Source organism: Actinomycetospora aurantiaca, assembly GCF_037401875.1.
GTDB classification, from domain to species: Bacteria; Actinomycetota; Actinomycetes; order Mycobacteriales; family Pseudonocardiaceae; genus Actinomycetospora; species Actinomycetospora aurantiaca.
The window spans coordinates 794,495-817,594 of sequence record NZ_JBBEGN010000001.1 but is presented as its reverse complement, the minus strand read 5'-3'; the positions used below and the strand labels follow the sequence as shown (position 1 = coordinate 817,594).

The following is a 23,100-nucleotide window of genomic DNA, read 5'->3' as shown; positions in this document are numbered from 1 at the left end:
GGGTGCGGCCGGCGACGGCGGACGTCAGACCGTGGCCGGCGACTCGACGCGGGTCCAGACGTTGTCGAACTCCAGCCCGCTGCGCTTGAACAGCTGCGTCACGGGGCACCGGCGCTCGGTCTCCGACACGAGCTGCGCGAACTGCTCCTCGCTGGCGTCGGTCTCGATGGTGGCGCGCACCTCGACGCGGTCGAAGTTGGCGTTGCCCTCCGCGCCGCCCACGAGCACCGCGGTGTCGAGGTCGCCGACGATGTCGAAGTCCCACTTCGTGACGGTGATGCCCAGGTCCTTCGCGACGAGGCTGCCGGTCACCTGGTTGCACGAGGTCAGGGCGCCGAGCGCGTAGAACAGCGGGCTCGGGGCGGAGTCCTGGCCACCGAAGGCCGGGTAGGCGTCGGTGTGGAAGACGTGGCCGCCCTCGCCGCCGGCGGTGAGGGTCTGGTAGACGCCGGTGCCCTCGCCGTGGACGGCGAACGGGACGACGGTCTCCTTGGGCTTGATGGCCATGCTGGAACTCTCCTGGGAGGTGAGGACCCGGCGCGCAGGCTCGCGGGCCGGGGGACGACGCGCCCGACGTCCGCGCCGGGACGCGGCGCGGGTTCGCGGGATGTGACGGGGTCGCTCAGGCGGTGCGGGCGGGGCGACAGCCCATCGCCGGCACGCGGCACAGGTCGAGGTGCAGGCGTCGCACCAGGCCCGGTCCGGTCACGCGTCCAGTGTGATCGTTCGGGCGCCGCGCGCAACCCCACCGTCAGGACAGGAGCCCGACGAGTCCCTTCGCAGCGAGGTAGATCCCGAGGACGGCCAGCACGCCGGGCACCAGCAGCCGGCGGTGTCGCACCGCCCAGGCGCTGACGGTGTCGGTGAGCGCCCGGGCCTGCTGCGGACGGACGACGCACAGGACGAGGACCACGGCCGGGCCGCCCAGGCGCAGGACGGTGTAGACGACGACCTGCACGACCGCGTTCACCGGGCCGGCGCCGGTCTCGAGGATCGCGACCAGCCCGGCGAGGTAGAACAGGCCCGGGAGGTTGGTCACGGCACCCGCCGCGGCCCCGACCGGGATCGACGGCGTCCGCAGGCGTTCGAGCAGCGCGGCGGTTCGTCGAGGCCGCGCATCGTCCCCGCGTAGGGCGAGGCGCCCCGAGGCGTACCCGGCCGCGTAGGCCACCGCGCCGACGCCCAGCACCAGGTCGACGACCTGCCGTCCGGTCGAGGCGTCCGGGTCCGTCGGCTCGTCGGCACCGACGGCGGGTCCCAGCCACAGCACCACGGCGACGCCGACCGCGAGGCTCACCGCGAGTCCCGCGACGACGTAGGCGGCGATCGGCCGCCGCGGATCGCGGGTGAGCAGGAAACCCGAGACGATCGCCAGGGGTGTGGCGCGGAACGCGCTCAGCAGCCCCAGGACGGCCGCCTCGACGCTCACGGTCAGCAACCCTACGAGTTCGCCATCGCGCAACGGCCGCCTGGTCGGCCCAACTGTGATTACGCCCTGCGTCTCTTTTCGTGGGTGGCACCGCGCGGCCACGATGATCTCCGTGACGGACGCGCAGGACGGGACAGCCGCTGTCCGGCTCCCCCCGGCGGTCGTCCTGCTCGTCGGGGCCGCGGCCGCCGTCGTCGTCGCCCTGGGCGTGCGCGAACTGGCGTGGCTGATCGGGCCGGTCTTCCTGGCGCTCGTCGTCGTGATCACCGTGCGGCCGGTCGAAGGGGTGCTGCGCCGGCGCGGCGTGCCCCGGTGGGCGGCGGTGATCGCGCTCGTCGTGCTCGTCTACGCCGTCGTCCTCGTGCTCGCCGGCGTGATCGTCGGGGCGGTCGCGCGGCTGGTGACGATCCTGCCGAGCTACCGCGACGAGCTGGACGGGCTGCTCGGCGGGCTGTTCGCGCTGCTGCGCGAGTACGGCGTCGGCTCACTCGGGCTGAGCGAGATCGCCGCCTCGCTCGATCTCGCACGGGTGGTCGCGGTGCTGCAGGTGCTGCTGTCGTCGGTGGCCGGGCTGGCGGGCAACGTCGTCTTCCTGCTGTCGGTGCTGCTCTTCCTCGCGATCGAGTCCGGCGGGTTCACCGCGAAGCTGGACGCGGTGGCGGCCGCCCGGCCGCACGCCGCGCGGGCGCTGCGCGAGGTCGTCGGCAACACCCGCCGGTTCCTGGTCGTGACGTCCGTGTTCGGGCTGCTCACGGCCGTCGTCGACACGGTCGTGCTGCTCGCGCTCGGGGTGCCGCTCGCGGTGCTGTGGGGCCTGCTCGCCTTCATCACCAACTACATCCCCTACGTCGGGTTCTTCGTCGGCGTCGTCCCGCCGGCGGTGCTCGCGCTGCTGGAGGGCGGGTGGGGCCTCGCGACCGTGGTCGTGGCGATCTACGTCGTCGTGAACTTCGTGCTCTGCTCGCTCGTCCAGCCGCGCTACATCGGTGACGCCGTCGGGCTGTCGCTGACCGTGGTGTTCCTCTCGCTCGGCTTCTGGGCCTGGATGCTCGGGCCGCTCGGGGCCGTGCTCGCGGTGCCGCTGACGTTGCTCGTCAAGGCCGTGCTGGTCGACGCCGACGCGCGGGCGGCCTGGGTGTCGACCCTGCTCGCCGCCCGGCCGTCCCGTCCAGGAAGGCCTCGTGACCCCGTCCACGACGACGGCGAGCTGCACGCAGCCGACGCGAGCAGGTCGCCATCGTCGGGTCAGCGCAGCAGCGGCAGCACGCCCTCGCCGAACTGGTAGGCCTCCTCGAGGTGCGGATAGCCGGACATGACGAACTCGTCGATCCCGAGGTCGTGGTACTCCGCGATCCGCTCCGCGACCTGCTCGTGGCTCCCGACGAGGGCCGTGCCCGCGCCCCCGCGGACCAGGCCGATCCCGGCCCACAGGTTCGGGCTGATCTCGAGGGAGTCCGTGGACCCGCCGTGCAGGGCGAGCATCCGCTGCTGGCCGACCGACTGACTCGTGCGCAGCGTGGCCTGCGCCCGCTCGATCGCCGCCGGATCGAGGGCGTCCAGCATGCGCTGCGCCTCGGCCCAGGCCTGCTCGGCGGTGTCGCGGGTGATGACGTGCAGCCGGATGCCGAAGCGGATCGACCGTTCGAGTTCGTCGGCGAGCTTGCGGACCCGCCCGATCTTCTCCGCGACCCCGGCGGGCGGCTCGCCCCAGGTCAGGTAGACGTCCGCGTGCCGGGCGGCGACGGGCAGCGCGGCGTCGGAGGAACCGCCGAAGTAGATCGGCGGCGTGGGGTCCGGCGGGGCGTAGGTGGAGGCGCCGACGACGCGGTAGTGCTCGCCCTCGACGTCGAACGGCTCCGCGCCCCAGGCGCCCCGCAGCACCGTCAGGAACTCGTCGGTGCGGGCGTAGCGGGCGTCGTGGTCGGCCCAGTCGCCGAAGCGCTGCTGCTCGACGGCGTCGCCTCCGGTGACGATGTTGAGCATCAGCCGACCGTCGGAGATGCGCTGGTAGGTCGAGGCCTGCTGGGCGGCGAGGGTGGGGGAGATGACGCCCGGGCGGAACGCGACGAGGTAGCGCAGCCGGCGGGTCTCGCGCAGCAGCGCCGCCGTCGTGATCCAGGCGTCCTCGCAGAACGAGCCGGTCGGCGTCAGGACCCCCTCGAACCCGAGGTGCTCGGCGGCCCGGGCCACCTGGGCGAGGTAGTCGATGTCGGCGCCGCGCGAGGCGTCGCCGATGTCGCCGCGGTCGGCGTGGCGGCGCGCGACGATGCCGCGCGCGTCCCCGGATGTCGGCAGGAACCAGTGCGGGACGATGGTCATGGTGTGCGCTCCGCGCTCGTGAGCACTGTTGGTCGCCATAGCGGCCTTTTCTGCTCACATGGGCGAAGCCCACCTCCTTCCCGAGTCGAATCGGCGGTCGATCACGTCGGCGAAGCGGACCCGGCCGGGGATCACCCCGGCGTCGGAGAACGCGTCGGCCAGGTCCTGCTGCGAGGCGACGAGCCTCTCGTCCATGGGCACCGGGAGGTCCGGGCCGCGGTCGGTCGCGATCGTCGTGACGGCGAGTGGCAGCTTCGTCTCCGCGCTCCACGACTGCGCGCGTTCCGGGCGGTGGGTGTCGGAGAAGCGCATGGCGGCGTCGACGCGGCGGAGGTAGTCGTCCAGCGCGGCCTGGGTCCGCGGGTCGGCGAGGGTCTGGTTGCTCGCCACCTGGAACGAGTAGCCGTTGGCGGTGCCGGTGCCGTCGGCGACGACCCGCGCACCCGTCTCGAGCTGGGCCTGCGCGGTGTAGGGGTCCCACACCGCCCACGCGTCGATCTGGCCCTGCTTGAACGCCCCGTACGCGTCGGCCGGGGAGAGATAGGTCGGGTCGACGTCGTCGATGGTCAACCCGGCCGAGCGCAGGGTGAGCAGCAGCTGTCCGTGCGCCGAGGTGCCCTTCCCGACGGCGATCCGCGCGTCGCGCAGGTCGTTCACCGTGCGGATCGGGGAGTCCCGCGGCACCAGGATCGCGTCGCTGACCACGTTGCCCTGCGCGGCGGCCACCAGCTGCACCCGGGCCTTCGCCGCCGCCGCGAAGATCACCGGTGTGTTCCCCGTGTACCCGACGTCGATCGCCCCGGCGCGCGCCGCCTCGATCAGCGGCGGACCGGCGCTGAAGGTCGTCCACTCCACCCGGTAGGGCGCGCCCGCCAGCCCGTTCGCGGCCTTCAGCAGGGACTGGATGCCGCCCTTCTGGTCGCCGACGCGCAGCACGACCCCGGTCGGGTCGGCGGGCGGCTGCACCGGCGGGCGCGAGATCGGCACGGACGAGCAGCCCGCCAGGACGGCCGTCGCCCCGAGCCCGAGCAGGAAGGACCTACGCCGCACCGTCGACCACCCCGAGCTCGGACAGGACGGTCGCACGCAGCGCGCCCACGTCGGTCCGGGGACGCGGGCCCGGTGCGTGGTCGGCGACGATCCGGCCCTCGTCGAGCACGAGCACCCGGTCGGCCAGTGCGATCGCCTCGTCGACGTCGTGGGTGACCAGCAGGATCCCGGGGAGGTGGCGTTCCCACAGGCCGAGCACGAGGTCGTGCATCGCGATCCGGGTCAGCGCGTCGAGGGCGCCGAACGGCTCGTCCAGCAGCAGCAGTCCGGGTTCCCGGACGAGGGCCCGGGCCAGCGACGCGCGCTGCGCCTCGCCGCCGGAGAGCGTCAGCGGCCAGGCCCCGGCGCGCTCGGTGAGCCCGACCTCGCCCAGCACGTGGTCGACGTCCGCGTCGGTCCGCAGCCCCAGCGCGACGTTGTCCCGCACGCTGCGCCACGGCAGCAGGCGCGGCTCCTGGAACGCGACCGCCACCGACCCCGGGACCGACACCGACCCGCCGTCGGGAACGTCCAGGCCGGCCAGGACCCGCAGCAACGTCGACTTCCCGGACCCGCTGCGCCCGAGCAGGGCGACGAACTCGCCCGCGTCGACGGTGAGGTCGAGACCGTCGAGGACCCGCCGTCCGGAGAACTCCCGGACCAGCCCGCGGACCTCCGCGGCGCTCACGACCGCCACCGCAGCGCTCGCTTCTCGATGCGCCGCACGAGCGCGTCCGTCCCGAGGCCGAGCAGGGCGTAGACGACGAGCCCGACCACGATCACGTCGGTCCGCAGGAACTCCCGCGCGTCCATGATGAGGTAGCCGAGCCCGGAGTCGGCGGAGACCGTCTCCGCCACCACCAGCGAGAGCCACGCGATGCCGAGCGAGAGCCGCAGTCCGGTCAGGGCCGAGGGCAGGGCGCCGGGGATCACGACGTGGCGCAGCACCTCGCGGCGGTCGTACCCGGAGACCTGGGCCATCTCGAGCAGCTTCGGGTCGACGCCGCGGACGCCCGCGTGGACGTTGAGGTAGATCGGGAACAGCACGCCGAGCGCGACCAGCAGGATCTTCGGCGTCTCCTGCACCCCGAACCACAGGATGAACAGCGGGACCAGGGCCAGGTGCGGCAGGGTGCGGAGCATCTGCACCGGCGGGTCGATGATCAGGCCGCCCCAGCGGGAGAGCCCGGACCAGACGCCGAGCACGACGCCGAGGAGCGCGCCGAGGGCGAAGCCCACGATGACGCGCCCGAGCGAGACGAGCAGGCCCTCGGGCAGTTCGCCGGAGACGGTGACGTCCCACGCGGCCTGCACCACGCGCAGCGGGGACGCGAGCTCGTCCTCGGCGAGCAGGCCGGTGCTCGAGGCGACCTGCCAGATCACGAGGATCGCGATGGGCGAGATCCACCGTTGCCAGGCCTTGCTCGGTTCCCGACGACGGGGCGGTGCGGGCTTCTCGACGGCGCGCGCGGGCGCGTCCGGGAGGGTGGTGGACACACGGGCTCCGGGGGTGTCGCGGGTCTCGGGCAGCGAGGGTCGGCGTGTCCTACCGACAGGTCGCGGCGTCGAGGCGCATGAGGTCGACGTGGCGACGCCACGCGAACCGCCAGCCCCGGAGCATTCCCCGATCGTGCGGAACCGGGCGCGGTGTCGCAAGTGGAGGGTGGCGCCGCCCACGACCTCAGCGGTGCGCGCTCGCCGGACGCGACGATGCCCGGCTCCGCCGGGTGGCGGAGCCGGGCATCGCGGTGGTGCGGGATCAGCTCTCGGTGGCCTCCGAGGTGGTCTCGGCGCCGGACTCCGAGGAGCTGCTGCTCTCCGGGGTGCTGCTGCTCTGCGCACCGGACGCCTCGGTGCCGGTGGCGGTCGGGGCGGTCGCCGTGCCGGTGCCGGTGGCGGCCTTCTGGGCCGAGCCGGCGGCGGGGCAGATCGGAGCCTGCGGGGCGTCGGCGGTGGCGACCGTCGTGCAGGCCTCGGTCACGGGGGCGCCGGGCGTCTCGCCGGCGACGGCCGGGGTGCCCTGAGCGGGGGTCTCGCCCTCGGGCGCCTGGCCCGGCTCGGTGCCCGGTTCGGTGCCCGGCCCGGTCGCCGGCTTCGTGGCGGGCTTCGCCGAGGCCTCGGCGGCCTCCTTCGCCTTCTTCGCGGCCTCCTCGGCGGCCTTGGCGACGTTCTCGTCGTTGCGGGCCTTGGACTCGGCGTTCTTCAGCTGGCTCTCGGCGGTGTCGGCCTCCCGATCGGCACGGTCCGCGGCGTCCCGTGCCGCGTGGCGCGCGTCCTCCGCCTGGGCCTTGGCCTTGCCTGCGGCGTTGAAGGCATCCTGGAGGCGAGCGATGAGGTCCGGGTCCGGCGGGGTCTGGTCCCTGGCGGTGGCGAGGTCCTGGGCGGCCTTGTTGAAGGCGCGGTTCGCTTCGCCCTGGGCTGCGAAGGCGTCCCGGGCGGCCTGCTCCAGCCGGTCGGCCTCACTCCGGAAGACCCGGGCGTTGATCGAGAGGCTGTCCGCGCGCTCCCGCGACTCGGTGGCGTCCTTGCGGGCCTGGTCGGCGAGCTTCTGGGCCTCCTCGGCCTTCGCCCCGAGCACGGGGTCCGGCTTCGCCGGGGTGGTCGTCGGGGGCTTGTTCGGGCCGGGGACCGGCTTCGGGTCCGGCTTGCCCGGGACCACGACGACGCGGGAGTTGTCGATGCTCGTGAAGCGGAAGTTGGTGATGACCCGGGTGGTGGGGTTGATGGTGACGGCGCCCGCAGTGGCCTGGCCGGCGGTCAGCGGGTTGCCGTTGAAGCACTTGACGGTGGGCTCGCCGTAGGAGTTGACGAGGACCGCGGTGCCGGCGGCGAGGACGACGGGCTCCTCGACGAACGCGCCCTCGCGGAACGGGTGGTCGGTGACGGCGGTGGCGGCGCGCAGCACGGCGGGGGACAGGGAGTCGACGAACGCGGGGACGTCGGCGGCCTGCAGGCCGTAGACGCCGCCCCAGGCCGCGAGCTTGGCCGGGTCGGCCTGCAGCTGCGCCAGGAACGCGGCGTTGTCGCAGGCGGGCGGGGTGGTCGCGGCGTAGAGACCGGCGGTGTCGCCGCTCTGCTCGCCCGAGGCGGCGACGGTGGCGACCTCGGCGTGGTCGGTGCCGAACGGGTCGGTGGTCGGGTTGGCGCCCGCGAAGCTGGTGGCCTGCACGGCCGGCGAGCCGGAGCCGGACAGGGCGACCCAGGCACCCGCGCCGCCGATGACCAGGCCGGCGGCGACCAGCCCGGCGATGATCTTGCCGGCGATCGGGCGCTTCTTCGGGACCGGCGCCGCGGGCGGGACCGGGCCGGGGAACTGCTGCCCGGGGAAGCCCTGCGGGCCGAACTGCTGCGGCCCGAACTGCTGCGGGCCGAACTGCTGCGGGCCGCGGAACTGCTGCTGGTGGTGGTGGACGGTGCGGGGGTCGAAGTACGTGGTCATCGCGGGGCTCCTGGTGTGTTCCGGGGCCTCGGCGACCCCGTCTCGGTGATGGGAGAAGCCTGTCGCGATCGGAGCTCCGCAACGATCGTGCGAACCCCCGAGCCCGCCGGGGACGACCCTCCGCCGCGAGGGGGGACAGCCCTACCCGCGCCGCCACGGAGGAGCACGATGGTGAGCATGCGCAAGCTCATCACCCTCGAGGAGCACCTGGCCGTCCCGGAGGTCGCGGAGGCCTGGACGGACGCCCCGACGTCGCAGCGCGACCGCGACGACGTGGCGATGATGATGGAGTCGCGCGGCGACGCCCTGCTCGAGTGGGGCGAGCGCCGGCTCGCCGCGATGGACGACCAGGGCGTGGACGTCCAGGTTCTCTCGCTCACGGCTCCCGGCGTGCAGAACCTCGACGTCGAGCGCGCCGTGCCGCTCGCGGCCCGGGCCAACGACACCATCGCCGCGGCGGTCGCCGCCCACCCCGACCGCTTCGACGGGTTCGCGACGCTGCCCACCCCGGACCCGCAGGCCGCGGCCGTCGAACTGCGTCGCGCCGTCGTCGACCTCGGGCTGGCCGGCGCCATGGTCCACGGCCGGACCGGGCCGGTGCGGCTCGACGACCCGCGCAACGAGCCCATCTGGGCGGCTGCCGCGGAGCTCGGGGCCCCGATCTACGTCCACCCGCAGCAGCCCGTCGACGAGGTCCGCGACGTCTACTACTCCGGCTTCGACCCGGCCACCGACGCCGCACTCGCGAGCGCCGGGATCGGCTGGCACTACGAGACCGGGATGCAGGTCCTGCGCCTGGTCCTGTCCGGGGCCTTCGACCGCCATCCCGATCTGCAGCTCGTCGTCGGGCACTGGGGCGAGGTCGTGCTGTTCTACCTGGACCGGATCTCCGACGTGTCCCCGCGGTTCGGCACCGGGCTGCGTCGCCCCGTGGCGGACTACTTCCGCGAGAACATCTCCTACACCGGCAGCGGCATGACGGTGCCGCGGCTGCTGCGGTGGACGATCGAGATGGTCGGTGTCGAGCGCATCCTCTCCGCGACCGACTACCCCTTCATCGACAACTCCGGCGGCGCCGCCCGCCGCTTCCTCGACGAGGCGCAGCTGACCGACGCCGAGAAGGACGCGATCGGCTCCGGCAACTGGGAGCGGCTGCGCCCCGCCCGCTAACCCAGCGCGGCGGTCAGGTCGGCGACGAGGTCGTCCGGGTCCTCCAGCCCGACCGAGAGCCGCAGGTGCCCGTACCGCCGGAACTCGTCGGGCCAGTGCGCCGCCCGCGGACCGTCCGGCCCGACGTGCACGATCAGTGACTCGTCGTGCCCCACCGACACCGCCGAGGTGATCACCCGGAGGTCGGCGACGAACCGGTTCTGCGTGTCCGCGTCGCCGTCCAGCGCGAACGCCATGACCGCGCCCGGCGGCTCGCCGTCGAACAGGCGCGCCGCGAGCTCGTGCTGCGGGTGCGACGCCAGGCCGGGGTAGGCGACGTACGCGACCTCCGGCCGGCCCGCCAGGAACTCCGCGACCCGCTGCGCCGACGCCAGGTGCTGCCGGAGCCGCAGCGGCAGGGTGATCGCCCCGCGCGAGATCAGCCACGCGTTGAACGGCGAGATCACGCCACCGACGTCGATCATGACGTCGGCCCGGATCGGGTCCAGCAGCTCCGTCGACCCCAGGACCGCCCCGCCCATCGCGTCCCCGTGCCCGTTGACGAACTTCGTCAGCGAGTGCACGACGAGGTCCGCGCCGTGCTCCAGCGGCCGGTAGAGCGGGGGCGGGGTGAACGTCGAGTCGACCGAGAGCAGCGCCCCGGCCTCGTGCGCGATCGCGGCCACGGCGGGGATGTCGCAGACCCGCGTCGTCGGGTTCGCGACCACCTCGGTGTGCACCAGCTTCGTCTCCGGCCGGATCGCGGCGCGCACGGCGTCGAGGTCGGAGGTGTCCACGAACGTCGCCTCCACGCCGTAGCGCTCGGGCAGGATGTCCCTGAACAGCCGGAACACCGCCTCGTAGGTCACGTCGGAGATCACCGCGTGGTCGCCGGTGCGCAGCAGGCTGAAGAACACCCCGTGCAGCGCCGCGACCCCGGAGGCCAGCACGACGGCGTCCTCGGCGTGCTCCAGCGCGGCCAGCTTGCGCTGCAGCGCGATCTGGTTGACCCCGGAGTTCCGCGTGTACAGCGGTGTGTCGAACCCCGACCACGACAGCGACGACGGGTCCTCCGGCAACGCGTAGGAGTTGGCCATCACCAACGGCGTGCGGATCGCCCGCGTGCCGGGGTCCACGGCGTTCCCGCCGTGCACCGCCTGCGTCTCCAGCCGGCACGACGACGGGTCGTGCTTGTCCGGCCGCTGTTCCTCGGTCACGGACGGGGAACGTACGGCCCGTCGACCAAGATCACCGGAACGAAGAGGATCCGGACGCCCAGGCATCGGATCCTCCTGGTTCCGGTGATCTTGGTGCGGAGCCGATCCGTAGATGTCGCGGATCCGGACGCCCTGCCCTCGGATCCGCTACATCTGTCGACGGCGACACGCGCGACGAGGCCCGACACCGATGGCGGCGCCGGGCCTCGTCGTCAGGGGCAGATCACCGGTGAGCCCTGGCCAGCCTCTCCATGCGGTCCGCCTTCTTGTCCGCCCGGAGAGCGACGGCCTCACTCCCCTTGTAGGTGGCGTAGGCGTCGGAGTAGCGGGCGATGCTGTCCTTCCACGCCTTGTGCGCGAGTCCGATCCGGTTGGCTTGGCCCTGCGAGGGGTTCGGGTCGGCCTTGAGGCGGTCGAACTCCGCCTTCAGCGCCTGCATCTCGGCGTTGGCCCCCCGGAGCCCGTCCCGTGCCTCGGCCAGCCTGCCCTGCGCCCGGTCGGAGTCGGCGCGGGCCTTCTCGGCCTTGATCTCCCGTACGTTCCTGCCGGCCTCGGGTTCCGTCGTCGCGGGCTCGGCGGCCTCGGGCTCGGCGGCCTCGGGCTCGGTGGTCCCCGCCTCGGTGGCCTCGGCCCCGATGGTCGCGGGCTCGGTCGCCTCAGGTGCGGTGGCCTCAGATTCGGTCTCGGTCTCGGTCTCGGTCTCGGTCTCGGTCCCGGTCTCGCCCGGCTCGGTGCTCTCGGTGCTCTCAGGGGTCTCGGTCTCAGCGCTCGCGGTCTCGTCGGTCGAGCCGCTCTGGTCGGTCGCGACGGCGGCCGCGGCCTGCACGTGCGACGCGACAGGGGACCCGACGGCGACACCGATGCCGCCGAGCAGCACGGTGGCGACCAGCACCCCGGTCACGACCTTCGTCGCCATCGGACGCCTGTGCTTCTGCCCGCTCGGCGGCGGAACGGGCCCCCGGAACTCCGGGGCGAACGGCGCGGCCGGGCGGTGGGGGTGGAGGTGGGATCGGTCGGCGTTCATCGAAGTCTCCTCGGGGTGTTCCGGGAGCCTCGTGTCCGGTTCCCGGTGGTGACGAGGAGCCTCGTGCGCGCCACGGCTCGCGGAGATCGGGTGGACCCTCGTGCCGCGGTGGGCGGTCCCTACGCCCCGGGAGGGTCTGCCACCTCCCGTCAGGACGACGGCATGCACCACACACGCCACTCGCAGACCTACCGCGACGACAGGTCCGCCCGGGTCACGAGCCCGGCCAGGCGGCCGTCGCGCACGAGGTGCGCCACCTCGCCGTCGGGAAAGCGTTCCAGGGCATCGGCCACCGACTCGCCGACGCCCAGGCCCACGGGCGCCACCGCCGCCGGCCCCACCGTGCCGTCCCCGCGAAGATCGGCCGCCGTCACCAGCGCCAGCACCTCACCGGCGGCCGGCGGGAACCGGTCCGAGCGCCCGGGCAGCACCACGGGAAGCGCGGGTTGCCCCGACTCCAGCACCCGCCGCGCCTCCGCGACCGGCGTCCCCACCGGCACGCACACCACCGGCGACACGAAACCGGAGAGCTCCCCGTCCACGAAGCCCTGCCGCCGCACCCACGTGTCCGAGTGGTACTTCGTCAGGTACGCCCGCCCGGAGTCCGGGAGCAGCACCACGACGCAGTCACCCGTCACCGACGAAGCCACCGCGTACGCCGTCCCCGACGAGCCGCCCACCAGCAGGCCCTCGGTCCGCGCCAGCGAGCGGCACGCCGTGATCGACTCCCGGTCGGACACCGAGACCACGCGGTCGACGACGTCGCGGTGGTAGGAGTCCGGCCACGGGTCGTCGACGGTCTGCGGGTGCACGTAGTGCCCGGCCGCCTCGATCGCGAACGGGGAGCCGTCGCCGCCGCCGTAGGACGAGGTCGTCGGATCGGCGCCGATCACCTGCACCCGGCCGCCCGAGGCCTCCTTGAGGAACCGGCCGGTGCCGGAGATCGTCCCGCCGGTGCCGATCGTCGCCACGAGGTGCGTGATCCGGCCGCCGGTCGCCTCCCAGATCTCCGGACCCGTCGTGCGGTGGTGCACCGCGGGGTTGGCCGGGTTCCCGTACTGGTCGGCCCACCACCCGCCGTCGGTCTCCCGCGCGATCCGGGCGGCCCACGCGACCACGTGGTTCGGGTGCTCCTTCGGCAGGGCGGACGGCGTCAGCACCACCTCCGCGCCGTAGGCCCGCAGGGCGTCGAGCTTCTCGACGGCGGTCTTGTCCGGCAGGACGCACACCATGCGATAGCCGCGCGCGGCCGCGACCTGCGCGAGCCCGAGCCCGGTGTTGCCCGACGTCCCCTCGACGATCGTCCCGCCGGGCCGCAACGCGCCGGACGCCTCGGCGTCGAGGACCATCGCCAGGGCGGCCCGGTCCTTCACCGAGCCGCCCGGGTTCAGGTACTCGAGCTTGGCGTGCACCCCGGAGCTCAGCTGTACCAGTGGAGTACCGCCGACGAGGTCCAGCAGGTTCACGACTGCGAGAGTGCCCGCACCGGCGAGAGCCCCAGGTTCTCCCGCAGCGTCGTGCCCTCGTAGGAGGTCCGGAACGAGCCACGCTCCTGCAGCAGCGGCACGACCTTCTCGACGAACGGGTCCATCCCGCCCGGCGTGATGTGCGGGACCAGCACGAAGCCGTCCGAGGCGTTCGACTGCACGAAGTCGTCGATCGTCTCCGCCACCCGGCCGGGGGTCCCGACGAACGTGTGCCGCCCGTTCTTCGCGATGACGACCTCGCGCAGCGACCAGCCGTTCGCCTCGCCCAGCTCACGCCACTCGTTCGCCGTCGCGACCGGGTCCCGGTACATCCGCACGCTGGCGCGGCCCTTGGAGAAGTGCTGCCCGGAGTCGACGTCGTTCTCGGTCACCGGGTCGAAGCTCGGAACCGGACCGTCCGGATCGACGTCGGAGAGGTCGCGGTTCCACACCTGCTCGGCGAACGCGATCGCCGTGGCGGGGGAGACCTGCTGGTACTGGACCTCGCGCGCGTTCTCGGCGGCCTCGTCCTCGGTGTCGCCCAGCACGAACGTCGCCGCCGGGAGGATCTTCAGGTCCTCCTCGCGGCGGCCGAACTTGGCCAGGCGGGCCTTCACATCGGCGTAGAACTCGATCCCGGCCTGCTTCTCCGCGTGCCGGGTGAAGATCGCGTCCGCGGACTCGGCGGCGAACTCGCGGCCCTCCTCGGAGTCGCCGGCCTGGATGATCACCGGATGGCCCTGCGGGCTGCGGGGCAGCGGGAACCGGCCGGTGATGTCGAACTGGTCGGTGTGGATGTCGAAGTCGCCGCCGTCGGTGTCCCAGAGCTGCTTCGCGACGTCGAGCATCTCCTTCGCCCGCAGATAGCGCTTCTCCTTGGGCAGGTAGCCGCCGCGGCGGAAGTTCTCGCCGGTGAACTCGTCCCAGCTGGTGACGACGTTCCAGGCCGCCCGTCCGTTCGACAGGAAGTCCAGCGAGGCGAGCTTGCGGGCCACGTCGAGCGGTTCGTTGAACGTCGAGTTGACCGTGCCAGCCAGCCCGATGTGCGAGGTGACGGCCGCCATCGCCTGCAGGATCGACACGTTGTCCGGCCGGCCCATGACGTCCAGGTCGTAGATCTTCCCACCCTGCTCGCGCAGGCGCAGGCCCTCGGCGAGGAAGAGGAAGTCGAAGAGCCCGCGCTCGGCCGACCGCGCGAAGTGCTCGAAGGACGAGAAGTCGATGTGGCTGCCCGACGCCGGGTCGCTCCAGACCGTCGTGTTGTTGACGCCCGGGAAGTGCGCGGCGAGGTGGATCTGCTTCTTGGTCATGACGAGGCTCCGGCGTAGCGGTCGGCGGGCTTCTCCAGGCCGAGCAGCCCGCGCAGGGTGTCGGCCTCGTACGCGGTGCGGGTCAGGCCGCGGCGGGCCAGTTCGGGGGCGAGGTCGCGCGTGATGCGGGGCAGGTCGTGCTCGGCGACCGCGGGACGCAGGCGCGCCCCGTCGAGGCCGGCGGCGGCCCATCCCTCCAGCCGGTTCGCGAGCTCGTCGACGGTGCCGGCGAAGACCGCCGCGTCCGAGCGCAGCGTGCGCTCGCCGTCGAGCCGGGTCCAGCGGGTGCTCGCGGCGGTGGCGTCGTCGTCGAGGAAGACGATCAAGTCGCCGAGGACCTGCGTGGGTTCCTCCGTGCGCCCGATCTCCGCCTCCGCCGACCGCACTCCCCGGAGGGTGGTCGCGGCGTCCCCCGTGGGCCCGTCGCGCCCGACCCCGTCCGGCGTCGTGAACACGACGTCCGCGCAGCGCGCCGCGAGCCGGTAGGCGGTGTCGACATGCGCGAGCGCGGTGACGATCGGCTGCCCCTGCGGCGGGCGCGGCGTGATCGACGGGCCGCGCACCGCGAAGTGCGAGCCGACGAAGTCGACGTAGTGCAGCTTGTCGCGGTCGACGAACCGATTGGTCGCCGCGTCGCGGATCTCGGCGTCGTCCTCCCACGAGTCCCAGAGGCGCCGCTGCACCTCGACGTGGTCGGCGGCCTCGTCGAACAGCGACTCGCGGCTCTCGGCGGCCGCGTCGCGGCGCCCGAACAGGGCCGTCTCTGCGGGGTCGGCCGAGACCTTGATCCGCTCGCCGGCGCGCCCACGGGTGACCCAGTCCAGCGTCGCGATCTGGGTGGAGACGTGGAACGGCTCGGTGTGCGTCGCGATCACGGTCGGCACGAGCCCGACGTGCGAGGTGGCCGGCCCCGCGCGCAGCGCGATCAGCACCGAGTCCAGCCCGCGGCGGGCGAAGCCGTCCTCGAGGGTCACGAGCGTGGCGAGGCCCCGCTCGGCCTCCTGGGTCTGGGCGACCCAGAAGTCCGGCTCCAGCGTGTCGCCGGGTGGGGCGGCCGGGTGCCAGCCCGTGTCGTTCAGGGCGAGCGCGAGGTGGAAGGTCATGTCTGCTCCGGTGCTCGGACGGCCACGAACGACGGCTCGGCGCGCAGCTCGAAGCCGAGCTGCGCGTAGAGCCGGATGGCCGTCGTGTTGTCGGCGGCGGCGTGCAGGAACGGGGTCTCGCCGCGGGTCCGGATGCCGGCGGCGACGGCGAGCACGAGGCGGGTCGCGAGCCCCCGCCCCCGGGCCGACGGATCGGTGCACACGGCACTGATCTCGCACGCCCCGGGCACGTGCATGCGCTCGCCGGCCATCGCGACGAGCCCGAGGACGTCGTCGCGGATGCCCAGGTAGGTGCCCAGCTCATGCGTCCGGCGCGCGAACGGCCCGGGCTTCGTGCGTCCGACCAGCGCCAGCATCTCGTCGACGTCGGACGCCCCGAGTCGGACGAGGTCGGGGTCGCCCGCGACCGGCACCGGCCGGTCGTCGGGAAGGACCATCTGGACGCCGGGCAGGTCGCGCTCCAGGGTCCAGTCCGGCGGCAGGTCGACCGGCCCGGGCGCGCGGATGACGACGACGCCGCCGGGTCGGGCCAGGTGTGCGGCGTCGGCCCACTCGGCCGCGTCGCGCGCTGGCGCGAGGAACGGTGCGACGTCCGGGTGGTAGCGCACCGCGTCGCCGCGCCGGACCGCGAGCGCGGCCTGGGGGCCGTCGAGTGCGGCGCGGAGCGGGTCGTCGAGCGCGCTCGTGGTGGGGGCGTCCACCGGTGTCCTCCCTGTCGGTCCTCGTGCGGGCACGCCGAGGACCTACAGCCCGGTCGGCGAACCCCGACCGTCGAGCCAACGGCGCGACACGAGCACGATCACGGCCCCACCGTAACCACGCGGAGGCCGTTCGGGCAGGTGAGCAACGTCCGTGCCCCGACCGGGAATATCAGTCGTCCCCGCCCTTGCCCTTCCCCTTGCCCTTCTCCCCGCCCCCGTCCTTGCCGGACCCCTCGTCCTCGCCCCTGTCCTTGTCCTTGCCCCTGTCCTTGTCGCCGTCGTCCCCGCGCGGCCTGTCCTCCTCCTCCTCCTCCTCCCTCCCGACGGCGGGTCGAGGAGCGTCGCGCGTGCCGGCGGCGGCCCGGGTGGCCGGCGCCGCGGTGCGGGTCTCGGCGACCGGGGACGGGACGTCGGCCGACGGAGCGCCGGTGGAGGTCCGGCCCGGCGAGGGCGGTGCGACCAGGGCCGGAGCCGCGCCGGCCGGCACGATCGGCGCTGCCGCCACGGGGAGCGCGGGCGCCGCCTCCGGACCGGTCGTCGGGAGCCCGACGAGCGCCACCGTCGCCGCCCCCGCGATCACGAACAGGCTACCGGCGGATGCCGCGAGCCGTGGCCAGGTCCAGTCCATGAGGTCAGGTAACCACAGGCGTCGCGTGCGACACCCCCGTCGTGCTCGCGGACGCGCGGTCCGGGCTCACGCGGCGCACACTGCGCGGCCATGACGGACACCGCTCCCGCGTCCGAGGTCGAGGCCGAGGAGGGCCGCCTGCGCCGGCACCTCGGCGTGGGCGGGCTGTCCGCCATCGGGTTCTCGAACATCGTCGGCTCCGGCTGGTTGTTCGCCGCTCTGTACGCCGCGCAGATCGCCGGGCCGGCCGCGCTGGTGGCGTGGCTGGTGGCCGGGGTGCTGGTCACGCTCGTCGCACTGGTGATGGTCGAGCTGGGCGCGACGCGACCCGAGGGCGGCGGGACCGTGCGCTGGCCGCTCTATGCGAGCGGCCGGCTCACCGGCACCGTCGTCGGGTTCTCGGTGCTGCTCTCGGTCGGCGCCACGTCCGCCGAGCTCACCGCGATCGTCCAGTACGCGGGCTACTACCTGCCCTGGCTCTACGCCGACGATGCCCTGACCGGCGCCGGCGTCGTGTTCGCGATCGTGCTCTCGGTGGTGCTCACGGCCCTGAACTGGTTCGGCGTGAAGCTGTTCGGGCGGGTGAACACGGCGGTGACGGTCGTGAAGGTCGCGGTGCCGCTGCTGACGGTGGTGCTGCTGCTCGCGTCCGGGTTCGACTCGGCACGGCTCACCGACCACGGCGGCTTCGCGCCCTACGGGTGGGGCGCCGTGCTCTCCGCGCTGGCCGGCGGCGGCATCGTCTACTCGCTCAACGGGTTCCAGGCGCCGGTCGACTTCTCCGGCGAGGCCCGGAACCCGCAGCGCACCGTGCCGCTCGCGGTGCTCGGCTCGATCGGCCTCGCGCTGCTGCTCTACCTCGGGCTGCAGCTCGCGTTCCTCGGGGCCGTGCCCGCCGACGCCCTCGGGTCCGGCTGGCAGGGCGTGAACTTCGAGTCGCCGTTCGGGCAGCTCGCGGTGGCGCTCAACCTCGGGTTCCTGGCCGCGGTGCTCTACGGCGACGCGGTCGTCTCACCGGGCGGGTCCGCCTTCGTCGGGGTGGCCGTCGACGCGCGGCACACCTACGCGCTCGCCAAGAACCGGCTGCTGCCCCGGGCCCTGATGGCCGTGCACCCGTCGTCGGGCATCCCGCGCCGCGCCCTGCTGCTCAACCTCGCCGTCATCGTCGTCTACCTGCTGCCGTTCTCCGGCTGGCAGTCGATCGTCTCGGTGATGGGCACGCTGTACCTGCTGCTCTACCTCGCGGCGGCCGTCGCCGCCGAGGTGTTCCGGCGGCGGGAGCCCGAGCGGCTCTCGGGGTGGGTGCCCGGGCTGCGGATCATCACGCCGGTGTCGTTCGTGCTCGCGACCCTGTTCGTCTACTGGTCCGGGTTCTCCGACCTGCGCCTGGCGCTGCCGCTGACGCTGATCGGCGTGCCGCTGTTCGTGGTCCTGTGGCGGCGCGACCGGGAGGGCTCGCTGGTCGACGAGCTCCGACGCGGCGCATGGCTGGTCGTGCACCTGCTGGTCCTGACGCTGCTCTCGGGTCTCGGCTCCTTCGACGGGGCCGGGGTGCTGCCGGCGCCGTGGGACACCGTGATCGTGGCGGTGTGGGCGGTGATCGTGTTCCCCGTCGCGGTCCGGTCCGGGGTGCGGGAGCCCGTGTTAGCGTCCTGACCCAGGTCACGAGTACTAGCGCCAAGCCCCGGCTCGCTGGTCGGCAACCCTCCTCCGCGGCGGGGTGCTCCGGGTGATGACCAGGCCGACGCGACACCCGCCGTCGGCAAGCGCGGATCCGGCCTCCGGATCCCCGAGGGTCCGGAGACCCCCATGACCGCTGTGCTGAGCCCTGCCCTGCCGCTGACCGTCGGCGCGGACCTCGAGGTCCCGCTGGTCGACGGCCGCCGCGTCCGGTACGCCGACCTCGACGCCGCCGCGAGCGCGCCGCCGCTGCAGGACGTCGCCGACCACGTCGCCGCGGTGCTGCCCTACTACGCGAGCGTCCACCGCGGCGCCGGCTACACCTCGCGGGTCTGCACGTCGCTGCTGGAGTCGGCCCGGGAGACCGTCGGCCGGTTCGTCGGGGCGAGGACCGACGACGTCGTCGTGTTCACCCGCAACACCACCGACGCCCTGGCCCTGCTCGCCCGCGCCGTGCCGGGCCCGGTGCTCACGCTGGACCTCGAGCACCACGCGACGCTGCTGGCCTGGCGGCACGCGGAGCACCACGTCGTCCCCGCCGCGACCACGGTCGCCGCCACGCTGGACGCCCTGCGTGACGGCGTCCGTGCCCACCGGCCGGCCCTCGTCGCCGTCACCGGCGCCTCCAACGTCACGGGCGAGACGCTGCCGCTCACGGCCGTCGTCGAGCTGGCGCACGCCGCCGGGGCCCGGGTCGCGGTCGACGCCGCGCAGCTCGCGCCGCATCGCCGGGTCGACCTGGCCGCGCTCGGCGCCGACTACCTCGCGCTGTCCGGGCACAAGCTCTACGCGCCGTACGGGGCCGGCGTGCTCGTCGGGCGCCGGGACTGGCTGGACGCCGCGCCCGCGCACCTGGCCGGCGGGGGAGCGGTGCGCGCGGTCGCGGTGACCGGCGGCGCGACCGACACCGCCTGGCTCCCTGCCCCGCAGCGCCACGAGGGCGGCACCCCGAACCTGCTCGGCGCCGTGGCGCTGGCCGCGGCGTGCCGGGCGCTCGAGCCCGTCGTCGACGCCGTGATCCCGGCCCACGAGCGCGTGCTCGCGACCCGGCTGCGCGAGGGCCTGTCCGAGGTCCCCGGTGTACGGCTGCTCGAGTGCTTCGACGACGCGCCGGACCAGGTCGCGGTGGTGTCGTTCGAGGTCGACGCCCTGCCGGCCGGCCTGGTCGCGGCGGCACTCTCGGCGGAGTTCGGGATCGGCGTGCGCGACGGCCGGTTCTGCGCGCACCCGCTGCTCGACCGCCTCACGGGTGGCCGCGACGCCGTGCGGGCGAGCCTCGGGCTGGCGACGGTCCGCGAGGACGTCGAGCGCCTGATCGCCGCCGTCGCGCGTCTCGTCGAGCGCGGCCCGGGCTGGACCTACGCGCAGCGCGAGGGTCGCTGGGTGCCGACCCCGGACCCGCGCGACCTCGACCCGCTCCACGTCGGTGCCCGCGACGGCCTGCCGGGCTGCGACCGGTAGGCGGTTGACACCCGGTCGCGCAACGGTTGACGCTCGAACCGTGCTGCGCCCCGAGCTGACGCGCCGCCGTCACGTGGATCTCCTCCGCGTGACGGCGCAGGGCTGTCGCCGAGGAGACCCACCTCAGCGTCCAGCCCCGTCGTCGTGAAGGCACACCCATGCGATTCCAGGTCCTCGACATCGTCCCGCACGCCCCGCACCCCGTGACGGGGGAGATCCTCTCGGTCCACGAGCGCCTGACGCGCGTCGTCGAGACCGCCGTCCGCGCCGAGGCACTCGGCTTCGACTCCTACGCCGTGGGGGAGCGGCACGCGGGCGAGTTCGTGTCCTCGGCGCCGACGGTGCTGCTGGGGGCGCTCGCCCAGGCCACCTCGCGCATCCTGCTGTCCACCGGCGTCACGGTGCTCTCGCTGCTCGACCCGGTGCGCGTCGCCGAGGACTACGCGACGATCGACCAGCTCTCCGGCGGCCGGCTCGAGATCGTCATCGGCAAGGGCAACGAGGACCGGCACTTCGGCATGTTCGGCCTCGAGCTCGGCCGGCAGTACGAGTACCTCACCGAGAACTACGAGCTGCTGCGGCGCCTCATCCGCGAGGAGCACGTGGACTGGGCGGGCACGCACCACGCCGACCTCCACGACGTGACGACGTTCCCGCGCCCCTTCGACGGCCCGTTCCGCATCTGGCACGGGTCCGCGACCTCGACCGACGCCGTCGACCTCGCGGCGAAGTGGGGCGACCCGCTGTTCTCCGCGAACGCCCTGCAGCCCCGCGAGGCCTACCTCGTCCTGATCGACCGGTACCGGGAGAAGCTCGTCGAGCACGGGCACGACCCGTCGGTCGGCTACGTGGGCTCCGGCTCCGGCGGGCTCTTCCTCGCCGAGAGCGACGAGGAGGCGGTGCGCCAGTACCGCCCGATCTACGAGGCGATGGCGGCCAAGCTCGCCGCCGCGCACGCGGGCGACACCCGCAAGGGCAAGACGATGTCGTTCACGACGATCGAGGACGCCGTCGCCCACGGCCCGGCGCTGGTCGGGACCCCGGAGCGGGTCGCGGAGAAGATCCTCGAGTACCACAAGGCCTACCGCCACGACGTCCAGTCGGTGTCGATCAACCCGGTGCTGTCCTACGGCCGGCAGCAGGAGGTTCTCGCGAGCTTCGCCGAGGAGGTGATCCCGCTGGTGCGCCGCGAGGTGTCGACGACGCTGTGGGGTCCCGACGACGCTGCGCGAGCGGCCGGTCTGCGGGTCTGACCCCCCACCGAGTGCGACGTGACGCAGGTCCGGCGGCCCCGGAACCTGCGCCACGTCGCACTCGGTGGCCCGCCTACGCGGCGCTCAGCGTGTCGATCCCGCGCGGCCGCCCCTCGGCCTCGCGGCGCGCGACCTCGGAGCGCACGAGCGGGATGACCTCCCGCCCGAACTCCTCGGCGTCCGCGAGCAGGTCGTAGCCGCGGGCCGAGAGGATGTCGACGCCGAGGTCCCAGTAGTCCACGAGCGCCGCCGCGACCGTCTCCGGCGTCCCGACGAGCGCGTTCGAGTTCCCGCCACCCCCGGTTGCCTTCGCGGTCACGGTCCACAGCGCACGGTCGAACCGCTCACCCCGCTCCGCGACCGCGAGCAGGCGCTGCGACCCGGCGTTCTCCGGGTTCTGCAAGCGGTGGCGGTTCGTCAGCGGGACCGCGCCGCCCTGCGTGCGCTCCTCGATCCGCGCGACCGTCGCGTACGCCTTCTCCCACGCCGCGGACTCGGTGACCCCGAGGATCGGCCGGAACGCGACCTGGATGCGCGGCATCGTCGTCCGCCCCGCCGCGCGGGCGGCGGCGTGCACGGTGCGGATCTGCTCCGCGGTGTCGGCCAGCGGCTCGCCCCACAGCGCGTAGATGTCGGCCTCGGCGCCGCCGGTCGCGTAGGCCGCGGCCGACGACCCGCCGAACGACAGGTTCGGGCGCGGCGACTGCAGCGGGCGGACGTCGGCGACGAAGTCCTCGAACGCGTAGTGCTCGCCCGCATAGTCCCAGGCCTCGGTGCGGGTCCAGGCCTGCTTGAGAATCTGCATGTACTCGCGCGTGCGGCCGTAGCGCTGGTCCTTGGAAAGGCGGTCGCCCTCGCGGGCCTGCTCGTGGTCGCTGCCGCCGGTGATGACGTGGACCGTCACGCGCCCGCCGCTGATCGCGTCCATCGTCGCGAACGTCTTCGCCGCGAACGTGGGGATCGAGAGGTTCGGCCGGTGCGCGACCAGCAACTGCAGGTCGTCGACGTGGTCGAGGATGTAGGTGGCGGCCTGCGCGGGGTCAGGGCTGCCCGACGAGTAGGCCGTGAGCACCCGGTCCCAGCCGTGGTCGCGGTGGGCACGGGCCAGGCGCAGGGTGTAGTCGGGGTCGAAGGCGGGGCCACTGCGGGCCCCGGTCTCCGATCCGTCGTTGGTGGCGGCGATACCGAGGAACTCGACGGGCACGGCTCTACTCCTGGGGTGATGACGACGAGGTGGGCACGAGGGCCCACCTCAGGTCGCGGAGCAGACCCGCTCGAGGTCGATGTGACGCCGACGCGTCAGGAGCGGCACGTCCTCCACCGTCCTCCGCGGGCGGTGACAGGTCAACGCCGCCCGCGGAGCCGCGGTCACTTCGTGTCGGTGAGCGCGAAGCCGACCTTGAGGGTGACCTGGACGTGGCCGATCTCGCCGCCCTCGACGTGCCCGCGGATCTCGGTGACCTCGAACCAGTCGATCTCCTGCAGGGTCTGCGAGGCCCGGGAGATGGCGCCGCGGATGGCGTCGTCGACGCCCTTCTCCGAGGTGCCGACGATCTCGGTCTTGCTGTAGGTCGTGTCCGCCATGGCGAGCTCCTGGTGTCGGGGGATGGTCAGCACTCCCGGAGTGGCCACCTCGACCCGGGACCAACGCCTGATGTGACGGCGGCCTCGAACCGGCCCGCGTCGTCGGCCGTGCCGGTTGACAGGGTCGGCCGTCCCGGGTTCGGTGATCGGTGTGACGCGCGGAGACGAGGTGCCGGTCATGGCACTGCTGACCTCGCGTCGTCACGTCGACCTGCTGCTGGTCTGCTCCAGCGCCTGTCGCGGCTGACCTCGACGGTCCCCGGCGCCCTCTGGGCGCGCCTCTCCCCGCGCGTCGTCCGCGCGGTCCC

At 73.8% G+C, this 23,100-nt stretch carries 21 protein-coding genes and 1 riboswitch; of the genes, 5 read left to right on the top strand and 16 right to left on the bottom strand.

The genetic code is table 11. The features are described 5' to 3' along the window. Window positions 1–24: 24 nt before the first annotated feature. Both WCD74_RS03795 and WCD74_RS03790 read right to left on the bottom strand, forming a co-directional pair. Window positions 25–507 (bottom strand): OsmC family protein, encoded by a 483-nt coding sequence (locus WCD74_RS03795; protein WP_337693484.1) that lies wholly within the window; start codon window positions 505–507, stop codon window positions 25–27. A gap of 244 nt (window positions 508–751) precedes the next feature. After that, window positions 752–1,429, bottom strand: coding sequence for a GAP family protein (locus WCD74_RS03790; protein WP_337693483.1), 678 nt, complete (start codon window positions 1,427–1,429; stop codon window positions 752–754). 112 nt (window positions 1,430–1,541) lie between these two features. Here WCD74_RS03790 and WCD74_RS03785 point away from each other — a divergent pair, with 112 nt between their 5' ends. Continuing rightward, a complete protein-coding gene (locus tag WCD74_RS03785; protein WP_337693482.1) occupies window positions 1,542–2,714 on the top strand; it encodes an AI-2E family transporter in 1,173 nt (390 codons plus the stop codon). Here the strand turns inward: WCD74_RS03785 and WCD74_RS03780 are convergent. From WCD74_RS03780 to WCD74_RS03760, 5 genes are all read right to left on the bottom strand, one after another. Beyond that, window positions 2,675–3,748 (bottom strand): LLM class flavin-dependent oxidoreductase, encoded by a 1,074-nt coding sequence (locus tag WCD74_RS03780; protein ID WP_337693481.1) that lies wholly within the window; start codon window positions 3,746–3,748, stop codon window positions 2,675–2,677. The genes WCD74_RS03785 and WCD74_RS03780 overlap by 40 nt on opposite strands. A gap of 54 nt (window positions 3,749–3,802) precedes the next feature. Further along, window positions 3,803–4,798 (bottom strand): aliphatic sulfonate ABC transporter substrate-binding protein, encoded by a 996-nt coding sequence (locus WCD74_RS03775; protein ID WP_337693480.1) that lies wholly within the window; start codon window positions 4,796–4,798, stop codon window positions 3,803–3,805. Next, complete coding sequence (locus tag WCD74_RS03770) at window positions 4,788–5,474, bottom strand: ABC transporter ATP-binding protein (protein ID WP_373696025.1); 687 nt, start codon at window positions 5,472–5,474, stop codon at window positions 4,788–4,790. Before WCD74_RS03770 ends, WCD74_RS03775 begins: the two co-directional genes overlap by 11 nt. Beyond that, a complete protein-coding gene (locus tag WCD74_RS03765; protein ID WP_337693478.1) occupies window positions 5,462–6,274 on the bottom strand; it encodes an ABC transporter permease in 813 nt (270 codons plus the stop codon). Before WCD74_RS03765 ends, WCD74_RS03770 begins: the two co-directional genes overlap by 13 nt. A 262-nt stretch (window positions 6,275–6,536) precedes the next feature. Beyond that, the gene (locus WCD74_RS03760) at window positions 6,537–8,216 is read right to left on the bottom strand and encodes a DUF6777 domain-containing protein (RefSeq protein WP_337693477.1); all 1,680 of its coding nucleotides are present in this window, start codon (window positions 8,214–8,216) and stop codon (window positions 6,537–6,539) included. 177 nt (window positions 8,217–8,393) lie between these two features. Here WCD74_RS03760 and WCD74_RS03755 point away from each other — a divergent pair, with 177 nt between their 5' ends. Next, on the top strand, window positions 8,394–9,386 hold the full coding sequence (locus tag WCD74_RS03755) for an amidohydrolase family protein (protein WP_337693476.1): 993 nt from the start codon (window positions 8,394–8,396) through the stop codon (window positions 9,384–9,386). Here WCD74_RS03755 and WCD74_RS03750 read toward each other — a convergent pair. The 7 genes from WCD74_RS03750 to WCD74_RS03720 form a co-directional block, all read right to left on the bottom strand. Next, a complete protein-coding gene (locus WCD74_RS03750; protein ID WP_337693475.1) occupies window positions 9,383–10,582 on the bottom strand; it encodes a trans-sulfuration enzyme family protein in 1,200 nt (399 codons plus the stop codon). The two genes, WCD74_RS03755 and WCD74_RS03750, sit on opposite strands and share 4 nt — an antisense overlap. Window positions 10,583–10,805: 223 nt before the next feature. After that, entirely contained in the window at window positions 10,806–11,606 is an 801-nt protein-coding gene (locus WCD74_RS03745; RefSeq protein WP_337693474.1) for a hypothetical protein, read from the bottom strand. Window positions 11,607–11,794: 188 nt separating this feature from the next. Beyond that, window positions 11,795–13,072: a pyridoxal-phosphate dependent enzyme gene (locus WCD74_RS03740; RefSeq protein ID WP_337693473.1), complete on the bottom strand. Its 1,278-nt coding sequence runs from the start codon at window positions 13,070–13,072 to the stop codon at window positions 11,795–11,797. Then, the gene (locus WCD74_RS03735) at window positions 13,069–14,382 is read right to left on the bottom strand and encodes an LLM class flavin-dependent oxidoreductase (protein ID WP_337693472.1); all 1,314 of its coding nucleotides are present in this window, start codon (window positions 14,380–14,382) and stop codon (window positions 13,069–13,071) included. The genes WCD74_RS03740 and WCD74_RS03735 overlap by 4 nt, the downstream gene beginning before the upstream one ends. Further along, window positions 14,379–15,485, bottom strand: coding sequence for an LLM class flavin-dependent oxidoreductase (locus tag WCD74_RS03730; RefSeq protein ID WP_337693471.1), 1,107 nt, complete (start codon window positions 15,483–15,485; stop codon window positions 14,379–14,381). The genes WCD74_RS03735 and WCD74_RS03730 overlap by 4 nt, the downstream gene beginning before the upstream one ends. Next, window positions 15,482–16,186 (bottom strand): GNAT family N-acetyltransferase, encoded by a 705-nt coding sequence (locus tag WCD74_RS03725; RefSeq protein ID WP_337693470.1) that lies wholly within the window; start codon window positions 16,184–16,186, stop codon window positions 15,482–15,484. The genes WCD74_RS03730 and WCD74_RS03725 overlap by 4 nt, the downstream gene beginning before the upstream one ends. Window positions 16,187–16,355: 169 nt before the next feature. Then, on the bottom strand, window positions 16,356–16,814 hold the full coding sequence (locus WCD74_RS03720) for a hypothetical protein (protein WP_337693469.1): 459 nt from the start codon (window positions 16,812–16,814) through the stop codon (window positions 16,356–16,358). A gap of 90 nt (window positions 16,815–16,904) precedes the next feature. On the opposite strand from WCD74_RS03720, the gene WCD74_RS03715 reads away from it, so the two are divergent. From WCD74_RS03715 to WCD74_RS03705, 3 genes are all read left to right on the top strand, one after another. Beyond that, complete coding sequence (locus tag WCD74_RS03715) at window positions 16,905–18,470, top strand: APC family permease (RefSeq protein WP_337693468.1); 1,566 nt, start codon at window positions 16,905–16,907, stop codon at window positions 18,468–18,470. 4 nt (window positions 18,471–18,474) lie between these two features. Beyond that, window positions 18,475–18,589, top strand: a riboswitch (SAM riboswitch). A 34-nt stretch (window positions 18,590–18,623) separates the two neighbouring features. Continuing rightward, window positions 18,624–19,955 (top strand): aminotransferase class V-fold PLP-dependent enzyme, encoded by a 1,332-nt coding sequence (locus tag WCD74_RS03710; protein WP_337693467.1) that lies wholly within the window; start codon window positions 18,624–18,626, stop codon window positions 19,953–19,955. Window positions 19,956–20,113: 158 nt separating this feature from the next. Next, a complete protein-coding gene (locus tag WCD74_RS03705; RefSeq protein WP_337693466.1) occupies window positions 20,114–21,208 on the top strand; it encodes an LLM class flavin-dependent oxidoreductase in 1,095 nt (364 codons plus the stop codon). A gap of 73 nt (window positions 21,209–21,281) precedes the next feature. On the opposite strand, the gene WCD74_RS03700 is transcribed toward WCD74_RS03705, so the two are convergent. Beyond that, window positions 21,282–22,412: an LLM class flavin-dependent oxidoreductase gene (locus WCD74_RS03700; protein WP_337693465.1), complete on the bottom strand. Its 1,131-nt coding sequence runs from the start codon at window positions 22,410–22,412 to the stop codon at window positions 21,282–21,284. A gap of 164 nt (window positions 22,413–22,576) precedes the next feature. Then, window positions 22,577–22,792: a dodecin gene (locus WCD74_RS03695; RefSeq protein WP_337693464.1), complete on the bottom strand. Its 216-nt coding sequence runs from the start codon at window positions 22,790–22,792 to the stop codon at window positions 22,577–22,579. Window positions 22,793–23,100 lie beyond the last annotated feature (308 nt).